General features: G+C 66.6%; 11 protein-coding genes. 2 read left to right on the forward strand and 9 right to left on the reverse strand.

Annotated elements, in window-relative coordinates; all coding sequences use genetic code 11:
- Positions 1–11: 11 nt before the first annotated feature.
- From CYU59_RS10550 to CYU59_RS10565, 4 genes are all read right to left on the reverse strand, one after another.
- Entirely contained in the window at positions 12–1310 is a 1299-nt protein-coding gene (locus CYU59_RS10550; RefSeq protein WP_292988897.1) for an acyl-CoA dehydrogenase family protein, read from the reverse strand.
- Between the two features lie 48 nt (positions 1311–1358).
- Entirely contained in the window at positions 1359–2135 is a 777-nt protein-coding gene (locus CYU59_RS10555) for an enoyl-CoA hydratase/isomerase family protein (protein WP_292988898.1), read from the reverse strand.
- Between the two features lie 87 nt (positions 2136–2222).
- The gene (locus tag CYU59_RS10560; RefSeq protein WP_292988900.1) at positions 2223–3026 is read right to left on the reverse strand and encodes an SDR family oxidoreductase; all 804 of its coding nucleotides are present in this window, start codon (positions 3024–3026) and stop codon (positions 2223–2225) included.
- A 10-nt stretch (positions 3027–3036) separates the two neighbouring features.
- Complete coding sequence (locus tag CYU59_RS10565) at positions 3037–3684, reverse strand: TetR/AcrR family transcriptional regulator (RefSeq protein ID WP_292988902.1); 648 nt, start codon at positions 3682–3684, stop codon at positions 3037–3039.
- Between the two features lie 131 nt (positions 3685–3815).
- Between CYU59_RS10565 and CYU59_RS10570 the strand changes: the two genes are divergently transcribed.
- Both CYU59_RS10570 and CYU59_RS10575 read left to right on the forward strand, forming a co-directional pair.
- A complete protein-coding gene (locus CYU59_RS10570; RefSeq protein WP_292988904.1) occupies positions 3816–4547 on the forward strand; it encodes an enoyl-CoA hydratase/isomerase family protein in 732 nt (243 codons plus the stop codon).
- Positions 4548–4550: 3 nt separating this feature from the next.
- Positions 4551–5012, forward strand: coding sequence for an SRPBCC family protein (locus CYU59_RS10575; protein ID WP_292988906.1), 462 nt, complete (start codon positions 4551–4553; stop codon positions 5010–5012).
- Between the two features lie 3 nt (positions 5013–5015).
- Here CYU59_RS10575 and CYU59_RS10580 read toward each other — a convergent pair whose 3' ends face one another.
- From CYU59_RS10580 to CYU59_RS10600, 5 genes are read right to left on the reverse strand one after another with little or no spacing between them, the layout of a single operon-like run.
- Complete coding sequence (locus tag CYU59_RS10580) at positions 5016–6488, reverse strand: AMP-binding protein (protein WP_292988907.1); 1473 nt, start codon at positions 6486–6488, stop codon at positions 5016–5018.
- Positions 6485–7258, reverse strand: a complete 774-nt coding sequence (locus CYU59_RS10585; protein ID WP_292988909.1) for an SDR family oxidoreductase — start codon at positions 7256–7258, stop codon at positions 6485–6487. Before CYU59_RS10585 ends, CYU59_RS10580 begins: the two co-directional genes overlap by 4 nt.
- A 1-nt stretch (position 7259) precedes the next feature.
- The gene (locus CYU59_RS10590) at positions 7260–8831 is read right to left on the reverse strand and encodes an AMP-binding protein (protein ID WP_292988911.1); all 1572 of its coding nucleotides are present in this window, start codon (positions 8829–8831) and stop codon (positions 7260–7262) included.
- 14 nt (positions 8832–8845) lie between these two features.
- On the reverse strand, positions 8846–9580 hold the full coding sequence (locus CYU59_RS10595) for a GntR family transcriptional regulator (RefSeq protein WP_292988913.1): 735 nt from the start codon (positions 9578–9580) through the stop codon (positions 8846–8848).
- A complete protein-coding gene (locus CYU59_RS10600; RefSeq protein ID WP_292988915.1) occupies positions 9573–11180 on the reverse strand; it encodes an SMP-30/gluconolactonase/LRE family protein in 1608 nt (535 codons plus the stop codon). The genes CYU59_RS10595 and CYU59_RS10600 overlap by 8 nt, the downstream gene beginning before the upstream one ends.
- Positions 11181–11293: the final 113 nt, after the last annotated feature.

Below are 11293 nucleotides of genomic sequence, written 5' to 3' on the forward strand. Positions count from 1 at the left end.
TCGGTGACGGCTCAACCGCGTGGAATACCCGCGAGCTTGTCCGCAAATTTCTTCTCGGCCGCTTCGCGCAGGCGCAGGATGTGCTCCGAGGGGAACACATCCGGCGACGGCTTGCAGTCCTTGAGTAGCAGCCTGGCCAACGTGACCTTGTGAACCTCGGTGGGGCCGTCGGCCAACCCCAGGACGAACGACTCGGTGAGATACTGCACGAACGGCATCTCGTGCGACGTCCCGAGCGAACCGTGGATCTGCAACGCCCGCGCGGACACATCGTGCAGCACCTTCTGCATCATCGCCTTGACCGCCGAGATGTCGCCCCGCACCGCCTGATAGTCGTTGAACTGATCGATCTTCCAGGCGGTCTGCAGGGTCAGCAGTCGAAACGCCTCGATCTCCATCCACGAGTCCGCCACCATCTCCTGGACCATCTGCTTGTCGGCCAGCACGCTGCCCTGGGTGTATCGCGACACCGCTCGTTCGCAGATCATGTCGTAGATGCGGCGCACCAATCCCACTGTGCGCATGGCGTGGTGGATACGCCCGCCACCGAGCCGGGTCTGCGCCACCGCGAACGCGCCCCCTCGTGGTCCGAGCATGTGGTCATCAGGCACCCGTACGTTCTCGTAGCGGACATACCCCTCCCGACCGCCGCCTCCGAGCGGCTGATACCCCAGCCCGACGTCGCGCAGTACATTGATGCCCGGGGTGCCGGCCGGCAGAACGAACATCGAATACCGTTGGTACGGTGAGGCTTCCGGGTCGGTCATCGCCATCACGATGATGAAGGACGCCATCGATGCGAATGACGAGTACCACTTCTCGCCGTTGATCACCCAGTGGTCGCCATCGCGGGTGGCGGTCGTGGTGAACACCTTCGGATCGGCGCCACCCTGTGGCTCGGTCATCGAGAAACAGGAGATGATCCGATTGTCCAGCAGCGGTTCGAGATACCGGCGTTTGAGTTCCGGTGTGCCGTAGTGAGCCAGGATCTCGCTGTTACCGGAATCCGGTGCCTGGGAGCCGAAAACGATCGGCGCACACTCGGACCGGCCCAGGATCTCGTTCAGCAACGCGAGTTTCACCTGGCCGTAGCCGGGCCCGCCCAGGTGTGGGCCCAGGTGAGTGGCCCACAGCCCGCGCTCCTTCACGATCTTCTGCAGCGGCGGGATCAGCGCCTGACGGACCGGGTCGTTGAGGTCGTGAGATTCCTTGACGATCAGATCAATTGGCTCGCACTCCGCACGCACGAACTCGTCGACCCAACGGAGCTGTTCCGCCCACTCCGGGTCGGTGGAGAAGTCCCAAGCCACAATCGTCCTTCCGCTAGTTCACGATCCGCACACCGTGCCGCGGAATCGTCATGTCGACCACGACTGCCGCAGCGCTGACGCCTCCTCGGTCGCGTGGCTGAGAATCTGGTTGCGGTTCTCGAGTTCCAGAGCAGGGTCGAGGCCGGCGGCATCGATGTTGACCTGCAGCGCGCGCTTCGTCAGTTGGACTCCCAGTGGAGTCAGTTCGGCAATTCGAGCAGCGATGTCGAGGGCTCGGTCGACAAGTTCCTCCGGTTCGGCGATCTCGCTGACCAAGCCGCGACGATCGGCTTCCTCGGCAGAAACCATCCGGGCGGTCAGCATCCAATCGGCGGCCACGCTGGCGCCGACGATGCGCGGCAGGAAGTAACTCATGCCCATCTCGGCACCGGACAGCCCGAGCAGGATTGCGCCGTTGCCGAATGACGCTGCAGTCGAACAGATTCTGATGTCTGCGGCCAGGCAGAGCGCCAGGCCGGCGCCGACGCACGGACCGTTCACCGCCGCGATCACCGGCTGTGGGATGCCCCGAATCGCCTGTGGCAGGGCCGCCATCGTCTCCTGGAATCGCAGCTTGTCGATCGCGGGATCGGTCGCCTCGGGCAGTCGCGGACCGAAGCCGCGCATATCGATACCCGAGCAGAAACCCCGTCCGGCGCCCGTGATGACCACGGCGTTCACCGAGGCATCGGAGCCCAACGCGGCGAGGGTGCGGGAGAGTTCGTCGACCATCACTTCGTTGATCGCGTTGAGCCGCTCGGGCCGATTCAGGTGCAGCACGACAACCCCGGCATGGGGCCGCTGGACGCTCAACGTCTCGGTCAAGCGAGCTCCCTCCGTCGCGAGCTCTGGAACACGGATTCGCACTTTAGGAGAATGCTATTCTTCGCGACCGCCGCGGCGCAAACGCCCCTAGATGAAATCCGATCCGCCGTCGACGTTCACCGTTGCGCCGGTGACGTAGCCATTGCGCTTCGACGCCAGGTACGTGGTGATCGACGCGATCTCCTCGGGGAGTCCGGCGCGCCCGAGATCGCAAGGGTGATGGAAGTTCGTATCGATCCATGCCATGACGTCGTGCGGGTCGGACGCGTCGAGACCGTCGGCGGCGAGGATGTCCTTGAGGTTCTCGGTGAAACTCGCGGTGACGATGGTTCCCGGACACACGCAGTTCACCAAGATCTGGTCTTTGGCAAGGCTTTTCGACAGGTTCTTGGTGACGCTGGTCAGCGCTGCCTTCGACGCGGTGTAGGCGACGATGCGTGGGCTCTGCCGTTGGATGGAATGCGCCGACAAGGTGACGATGCGGGCCCAGTCCGCGGCACGCAGCATCGGCAGGGCGGCCCGCACCGATCGGACCCCGGACATGGTGCCCAGGGTGAAGGCCGCATCCCAATCTGCGTCGTCCATCTGCTCGAAGAATCCGTCCCCCGGCCCGATCGTGTGGACCAGGCTGTTCAGCCGCCCCCACCGCCTCGACACTTCGTCGAAGCCGGCCGCGATCGATGCCGCGTCGGTCATGTCGACGCTGATCCCGACGGCATCAGGCGCGCCTGCCGCGCGAAGCGACTCCACGGCGGAGTCCAGAGCGGCTTGGCCGCGCGCCATCACCGCGACGCTGGCTCCGTCGGCCGCCAGCGTCTGCGCGATCGCCAGTCCCATGCCCTTGCTGCCGCCGGTGACGACAGCGGTCGCTCCAGCCAATCCCAGATCCATTGCTACTCCTTTATTTTCGGACGAGGTCGTTGATAGTGGCGGCCCGCACCCCGAGCCCGCGCAGGCAGAACCGGACGGCGCGACGTCGGACTTCGCTGCGCGCGCAATCGCCTGCCGCCCAATGGCGTTCCGTACTGGCCCACACCACGGCCTGGATGGATCGCGCTTCACTGACCGGTTCGATGTCGTGGAACACGCCGGTGCTCAGCCCGCGGTGCAGCTGCTCGGTCAGGGGCTTGAGCATCTCTTCGAACGCGGGCTGGATCAGCTCTGGGGATGTGAACACCTGCGACAGCGCCTCCAGGGACAACCGCCTCAGATCGGACCTGATGTGCTCGTCGAAGGCCAGGTCGAGGCGCCCGTCGATCCACGCCGCAACCGCCTCGACCGGGTTGGCGGCCTTCGCCATCCTCCGTTGCAGACGGCGCCTTTCACCTCGGGCCAGTTCGAGAAAGGCGGCGGCGACCACTTGGTCCTTGGATTCGAAGTGCCGGTAGAACGCCCGGGTGCTGATTTCCGCGCCCTCGAGGACCGTCGCCACGCTGAGCCCGCGAACTCCGTGCTCGCGCAGCGCCTCGGTGGCCGCCTCGACGATTGCACGGTGCACGTCAGGATCGGGGGCGAGCTTGCTGCGTCGCCGCGTCCGTGGGGCAGTCATCCTGTCGCCTTAAATGAGAATCGCATTTTCGGTTAGTGCCCGACCACTCTGTCAGCGGGTTGCCCGGACTGTCAACGGCCGGTTTCGGACCTTCCGCGTCGAAGCGGACGTAAGGGCGGTAAGAAAGACAGGTGATAGATCTCGAAGCCGCCGACGGCGTGACGATCGTCCGGTTCGACAACGCGCCGGTAAATGCTCTCGACCTGGAGTTACTCGAAGCGATCATCGCCGCGATGCGCGATGTCACGGGCCCGGTCGTACTCACCGGTGCCGGCCGCGCCTTTTCGGCGGGAGTCGACCTGCGGGCACTGATCGACGGCGGGACCGGGTACGCCGAACGTTTTGTCGCCGCGTTGTCGACGGCCTTCCTCGCGGTCTACGACCATCCCGCGCCGGTCGTCGCGGCGATCAACGGGCATGCGATCGCCGGTGGCTGCGTGCTGGCGATGTGCGCCGACGTGCGACTGATGTCCGGCGGGACGATCGGGCTCACCGAGCTCTCGGTCGGTGTCCCGTTCCCGGTGGCGGCGCTGGAGATATGCCGCGACGCCATGGGTGTGTCTGCCGCACGGGCGGCTTTGCAGGCCAAGACAATCGACGCCGACACCGCGCTGGCCCGCGGCTGGATCGCCGAGGTGGTCGGTAAGGACGACCTGCTCGAGCAGGCGCTGGCCACCGCGGGTGAACTCGGTCGGTACTCGCCGGCGGCCTACGCCGCCACCAAAAAGCAGCTGCACAGGCCGGTTCACGCCGCGATCGAGGCGAGCGCCGATGCGGACGCCGAAGTCACCGCCAGCTGGATATCGGAGGAGACGGGTTCGCGCATCGCGGCATTCCTCGAGGCCCTGGCCCGCGGACGCTAGAACATGAGCCTCTGGATCGCCCATGCCGAGCAGGCGATCAGTGCAGAGATTCCGGCTCCGCCGGAGGTGGTCCGCGACTTCTATGTCGACCTGGACAACATCAAGCAATTCCATCCCCTGGTGGTAGCGGTCGAGGTGCTCGCCCACGACCGCACCGCGGACGGTTACCAGACGACCTATCGGGTGCGCGATCGTATTCCATTGGGGGCGTTGACGTTACCGATCACCTATTGGGCGCGGGTCCGGGTGCCGGCACGCGGCGACGTGACCACCGAGGCGCGTCAGTTCCCCAGGGTCCGACTCGCCGGAACAGTGAGCTTCGAGCCTGTCGAGTCGGGCACCCGCCTCACCGAGCGACTCAGTATCGAGGCACCCCGCCCGCTCGCCTCGACGACCGTTCGCGAAGCTGTGGGTGCGCACGTCAAGATGCTCTCCGGCATTCGAGACCACTTCGAAAGCCGTTGACTCTCAGACCAACTGCTGACGCAGATCCTTTTTGAGCACCTTGCCGTAGCTGTTCTTCGGCAGCTCGTTCACCACGAGGTAACGCTTCGGCCGCTTGAAGCGCGCGATCCGGGCCAGCAGATGTGCATCGAGGTCGTCGAGGTCGATGGCGGCCGCGTCGCCGATGACTATGAACGCGACCACGACCTCGCCCCACTCCGGGTCGGGTGCCCCGACCACGCACACCTCCGAGACGTCCGGGTGTTCGAGCAGCGCCTCCTCCACCTCGCGCGGATAGATGTTGGAGCCGCCGCTGATCACGACGTCCTTCGAACGGTCATGCAGGGTCAGAAAGCCACGGGCGTCGAACGAGCCCAGGTCGCCGGTACGCAGCCAGCCGTCCCGCAGCGCCTCCTCGGTGGCCGCCGGATTGCGCCAGTAGCCGGCCATCACAACGTCACCGCTGCAGACGATTTCACCGATCTCACCGGTTGCGGCGGGGGTGCCGTCGTCGCGCAGCACCGCGACCTCTGCGCCCGAGCGTGGGTATCCGACCGACCCGAGAACCGCGTCATCGGCCGCCTCGTAGTCACTGCGTCGCAGGCCGGTGATGGTCATCGGCGATTCGCCCTGACCGTAGATCTGAGCGAACACCGGACCGAATGCCTCGAGCGCCTTCTTGATGCTCTCCACGTACATCGGTCCGCCGCCGTAGATGATCGACCGCAGTTGTTCGGGACGACGGCGTCCCGTCTCGACCACCCGCTGCACCATGGTGGGCGCCAGAAATGCACTGCTACCAGGATGGTGGCCGCAGAGGTCGAGAAAGTCGTCCGCATCGAACCCGCCACGCTCCGAGATCACCTGACGTGCGCCCCGCGAGACGTAAGCCGGGATGTAGAGGCCCGAACCGTGCGACATCGGCGCGGCGTGCACCAGGCTGCAATGCTGGTCCGGTGCATCCATGTCGGCGAGGTGGGCGACCGTCATCGCCATCAGATTGCGGTGGCTGAGCATGGCACCCTTGGACTTGCCGGTCGTGCCGCTGGTGTAGAACAGCCAGGCCAGCGTCGAAGGATCGGTGCAGGGAACCGTCCCGGGCGCGGCTTCGAATCGGCGCGAATACGCCTCGGAGTCAACGGCTTCCGCCACCGGCGTGTCGAGCTGCGCGGCGATCACGGACGATGCGAAAACCAGGGCGGCCTCGGCGTCGTCGAGTATCTGCGCCATCTCGCGGGCGTGCAGTTTGTAGTTGATCGGGACCGCCACGCATTCGGCAGCCCAGATTCCGAACAGCAGCTCCACGATCTCCGGCCGGTTTTCACTGGCGATCGCGATCCGCGTGCCGGCAGGGTGTTCGCGCCGGATCGAGCCGGCCAGACGCAACACCCGCTCGCGCAGCTCGTTCCAGGTGCAGCAGCGGCGGCGGCCGTGATACACCGCGCCGTGATCCGGAAAACGTTGCGCGGCTTGATCCAGCAACGCAAACAGATTCACTCGGCGATCCACTCCGACGTCAGGCCGTACTTCGACAGGTACTTCGTCGAACTCCAGCCGCCGTCGACCACGATCGTCTGGCCGTTGATGAAACTGCCGCCCGGCGAACACAGGAACGCCACCGTGCTGGCCACGTCGTCGACGGTGCCGAGTCGGGTGTGCGGGGTCATCTCGACCTGCATCCGGCGAAAGCGGGGGTCCTGCAACCGGTCCTCGGTCATCGGGGTCTGGATCACCCCGGGTGCCACGGCGTTGCAGCGGATGCCGTGCGCCCCGTACTGGGCGGCGATATGTGTGGTCAAGGCCGTCAGGCCCCCTTTCGCCGCGGAGTACGGCCCGCCGCGCAGCCCGCCCACCACCGCGAACGTCGACGTGATGTTGATGATCGCCGAACCGGGCTTCATGTGCGGCAACACATCTCGAGCCAGCCGGAACGGCGCCTTCAACATCACGTCGAGGAAGTAGTCGAGGGTCTCGTCGTCGGTGTCGTGCAGGGGTGTCGGATTGCCCACCCCGGCGTTGTTGACCAGGAAGTCGACGTGGCCCCAACGCTCGATCGCGGCCAAGACGACCCGGGCCGGCCCGTCGCGGTCGGTCAAATCGACTGCCACGGTGGCGATGCGATCGCGGTCGCCGATCGTCGCGGCCAGCTCGTTGAGCCGGGTTTGGTTGCGGCCGGTCGCCACCACGGCCATCCCGGCCTCGGCCAGCTTGGTCGCACAGCCGAATCCGATTCCGCCGGTTGCACCGGTCACGATCGCTACCTGCATGTCATCCGTCCGTCGTTGTCAGGGCCGCCTGGATCTGGTGTTTGAGCACCTTGCCGGCATCGTTTCTGGGAAGAGCCTTCCAGATGACCACCTGCTCGGGCGCTTTGAAGACGGCGACTCCCTGCGATTGCAGGAAGGCGCGGAGGCTGTCCACGTCGGGTCGTGGTTGGTCGGTGGGAACGACGACGGCGCAGGCCCGCTCGCCGGTGCGGCGGTCGGGCAGCCCGACGACGGCAACTTCGGCGACACCGGGATGGTCGGCGAGGATGTCCTCGATTTCCTTGGGTGCGATGTTCTCGCCGTTACGGATGATGAGGTCTTTCGCCCGCCCGGTGACGACGAGGTAGTCGTTGTCGACCCAGCGCGCCAGGTCACCGGTGCGGAAATACCCTGCGTCGTCGAATGATTCGACCTCGTCGACGGCATGTAGATATCCGACCAGCATCTGCGGGCCGCTGGCGTGGATCTCTCCGTCGTCTCCGCGCAGAGCGACCCGCGCGAAGCCGGGCCGGCCGTCGGTGTCGGCGGCGCGGTCAGGATCCATCGGTGCCCCGACCGTGGTCACGGGGACTTCGGTCGAGCCGTACACCCGGGTGACCGCCGCGTGGTCGAAATAGTCGGCCGCTCTGCGAATCAACGACGGCGAGACCGATGCGCCGCCGCAGACGAAGAGTTTCAGCTCCGGCAGCCTGGTGCCGGCTCGCTCCGCGGAGGCGAGCAACTGCTCGAGGAAGGGGGTCGCCCCGGCGATGTGCGTGCATCCCTCGTCTCCGATGAGTTCGACCGCGACGTCTGCGTTCCAGCGGTCCATCAACACGGCCGACGTGCCGAGCAGTAGCGGACATTCGAAAGCGTAGATGGAGCCGCCGATGTGGGCGATCGGGGAGGGGACCAGGAACCGGTCACCGGGCTGCACCTGCCAGTGATCGCGGAGTTGCACGATCAACGCATGTAGTGAGTTATGGCTGTGGAGAACACCTTTCGGGCGTCCGGTGGTCCCCGAGGTGTAGAGAATCATCCGCACCGCGTCGGGATCGAGGGTGGGTAGCTCGGGAGCCGGTGCGCCGGGCAGCGGCGCGCCGTCACCCACCACGACCACGTCCGGCGGATCGTCCAGCTGCGCGATCACCCGGTCGAGCATCGCTGCGTAGTCGTGCCGGCCGAACATCCGCGGTACGAAGATCATTCGGGTGTTGGCGTCGCCCAGAATGAACTCCAGTTCGCGATCCCGCAACGAGGGCAGAATCGGGTTGACCACCATGCCCGCGATCGTTGCCGCGTGATAGATCACGGCAGCCTCGGACCAATTCGGCAACATGAAGGAGACCACGCTGCCGACCGGAATCCGATCCAGCATCGCCCCGGCCAGTTCGGTCGCCTGCGTGTAGAGGCTGCGGCAGTCGATTCGGCGCTCGCCGTCGATCAGCAACACCCGCTCCGGAGTGCGTCGCGCGGCGTCAGCCAGGGAATCGGCGAGCGTGCCGCGCACCCACCAGCCGCGCGCATAGGCTTCCGCGGCCCGCTCGTCGTCCCAGCGGACCGCCCGTCCACCGATCAGCCTGGTGTTAGACATCGCCGGATGTGAGATTAACCGCGAACCCGTCGCATCGTCATCGAGTGACGGAAACGCGACGCCGGATGCGTGTTGATGGTCAGCTGGGCGATTTCGCCGTCGGAGGTCGCGTAGCTGCGGTGCACCTCGAGACCGGGGCTGCCGGGCTCGACGCTGAGTTGGCCGGCCAGCGTCGGCGGGATCAGCACCGCGGCGATCTCCTGGCGGACCTCGACGATGCTCACCCCGAAGATGTCCTCGACCAGCGGAAAGATCGGGCCGGTGTGGCGGGGCAGCAACCGGCCCACCCCGGCGAACGTCCGATTGATGTAGTACTCGGTCCGGCAGACCGGATACGCGCCGCCCTCGATACGGCGAAATCCACTGACGGCCAACCACTCCTCGCCGCCGGCGAGTCCGGTCCGCTCGGCCAGTTCGTCGTCGACGATCGTCATGCCCGTCGATTCGATGGCGAACTGCGCGCCGGTGGCGAAAGCCAGCAGGTCGTTGATCGAGACGACGTCTTGGACATAGGAGTCCGACGACGGCCGTGGCACCACGAGAGTGCCGGCCCGCGGCCGGGATGCGACCAGGTTGTCGTCACGCAGCCGGCGCAGTGCCTCGCGAACGGTGTACCGGCTGACCGAAAAACGCTCGCACAGTTGATGTTCGGTGGGCAGTTGGGATCCGACCGGGTACACCCCGTCGACGATCTCCTTCCGCAGTGCGCGGGCCACCTGCAGGTAGCGGTGGTCGGCGGGGTCAGCCATCGCGCCGGTCCGGTCGCAACGCCAGCAGGCTGCCGTCGGCGTCGGCCGACACGTACAGCGTGCCGTCGGGGCCTGACGCGATGCCGGCGAACGGGCCCTGCGGCCCGGAGAACGGCGGCATGCCCTTCAGTGGTTTGGGCACCACACCCGGGGCGGCGCCGAGCGGTAGCCCGGCGGCGATGATCTGCCGCGATCCGTCGTCGAGGTTCACCGCGACCAACGTCCTGGCGCCGGCATCGACCACGTACAACGTGTGCCCGGCGACCAGGATGCCCTGCGGACGGTCGAAGTCGGCCGCCACGGTCTGCGGGCGGGAACCGGCGAGCGTGAGCACCCGTCCGGCGCCGGCCTCCGACACCAGCCACTCGCCGTCGGGCCCGACCGCGACCCCGATCGGGTCGGCCAACCCGGACGCGATCACCTCGACCCGTCCGTCCCGGATCGACACCACCCGCCCCGTGCCGAGTTCGGCAGCGGCGATCGTCCCGTCGGCGCCGATCGCCACCCCGTAGAGCTGATCGAATCCATCGGCCAGTACGTCACTTTCGCCGTCGGCCGGTCGGTAGCGGGACACCTGGCCGCCGGATGTCGTGACGATGAATTCGCCTGGCCCCGCCGGTGCCAGCCCGCGCAGAAAGCCTGGATAGCCCGGACTGAACAGCATTCCCACCGTCTGCAATGTCCGGTCCGGGCGCAACACGTAGAAGTAGGTGCCGTCGGCGACATACAGGTTGCCGTCGGCACCGACCGCCAGATCCAGCGGCCAGGTCAACCCACCGGGCAGCAGGGCCTCGGTGGTGCCGTCGGCGAGAATCTCGGTGATCTCGCCGGAGAAATTCGAGACGAACAGCCGATCGCCGACGAACGTGCAGTTGTCCAGGCCGGGGCTGAGATCGGCGAGCACGGTCTGCTGCCCGGTGCGCGGATCGATGCGCAACACCTGGCCGCTGTGGACCTGGGTGGAGACGATCTGGCCGGCGGAGTCGAACTTCACCGAGTCAGGTACGCCGAGACCGGTCGCGACGGTTTCCGGATCGCCGCCGTCGAGATGGACACGCCAGATTTCGTTGGCGCCCATCACGGGGAAATACAACGTGCCGTCCGGGCCGACCTCCATCGCATTGGGAGACGGAACGTTGTCCAGCAGGACCCGCGGTGTTCCGCCGGCCAGGTCCAGCTCGAGAAGCCGGCCGCCCTCCCGGCATTCGCCGACGAACAACCGGTCCCGGTGCACGGTGACACCGTTGGCCGACGGGACGTCGGCGCGCAGCACTCGAGTGTGTCCGTCGGCGCCGCGCACGCTGACTCGGCCGTCCATCACCTCGGTGGCGTAGAGATCACCGTCGCGGCCGAACGCCACGTCGTCCGGCGCGATGATGTCACCGCCCTTGGCGCTGACGATCTCCAGTCGGCCGGTGTCGACATCGAGCGCGCTGATCTGGCTGCCGGTCACCTGCGCGATGTAGACCCGGCCGTCTGGTCCGGTCCGCAGACCGTTGGCGCCGAACAGCCGACTCGGCGGGGTGAGTCGCTGCATGCGCCACCCGTCGGCGAGGGTAGGCGAGGTCCCGGCGCCGGAGCGGCCTTCGTGCGGCAACATCGGTGATCACTCCTGTGGGCCTGGTTACCGGGGCTGGTGGCAGTTTCCGCCGGTGACGTTAGCAACCGGGTCTGGTCCAGACAATAGCGAGGCAACCTTCGAACCAGGCAACT

Source organism: Mycobacterium sp. (assembly GCF_002863225.1).
Classification (GTDB): domain Bacteria; phylum Actinomycetota; class Actinomycetes; order Mycobacteriales; family Mycobacteriaceae; genus Mycobacterium.

Coding starts and splice junctions, on each gene's coding strand:
- CYU59_RS10590 (WP_292988911.1), bottom strand. CDS start 8,831: ATGTCTAACACCAGGCTGATCGGTGGACGGGCGGTCCGCTGGGACGAC.
- CYU59_RS10565 (WP_292988902.1), bottom strand. CDS start 3,684: ATGACTGCCCCACGGACGCGGCGACGCAGCAAGCTCGCCCCCGATCCT.
- CYU59_RS10560 (WP_292988900.1), bottom strand. CDS start 3,026: ATGGATCTGGGATTGGCTGGAGCGACCGCTGTCGTCACCGGCGGCAGC.
- CYU59_RS10595 (WP_292988913.1), bottom strand. CDS start 9,580: ATGGCTGACCCCGCCGACCACCGCTACCTGCAGGTGGCCCGCGCACTG.
- CYU59_RS10575 (WP_292988906.1), top strand. CDS start 4,551: ATGAGCCTCTGGATCGCCCATGCCGAGCAGGCGATCAGTGCAGAGATT.
- CYU59_RS10600 (WP_292988915.1), bottom strand. CDS start 11,180: ATGTTGCCGCACGAAGGCCGCTCCGGCGCCGGGACCTCGCCTACCCTC.
- CYU59_RS10585 (WP_292988909.1), bottom strand. CDS start 7,258: ATGCAGGTAGCGATCGTGACCGGTGCAACCGGCGGAATCGGATTCGGC.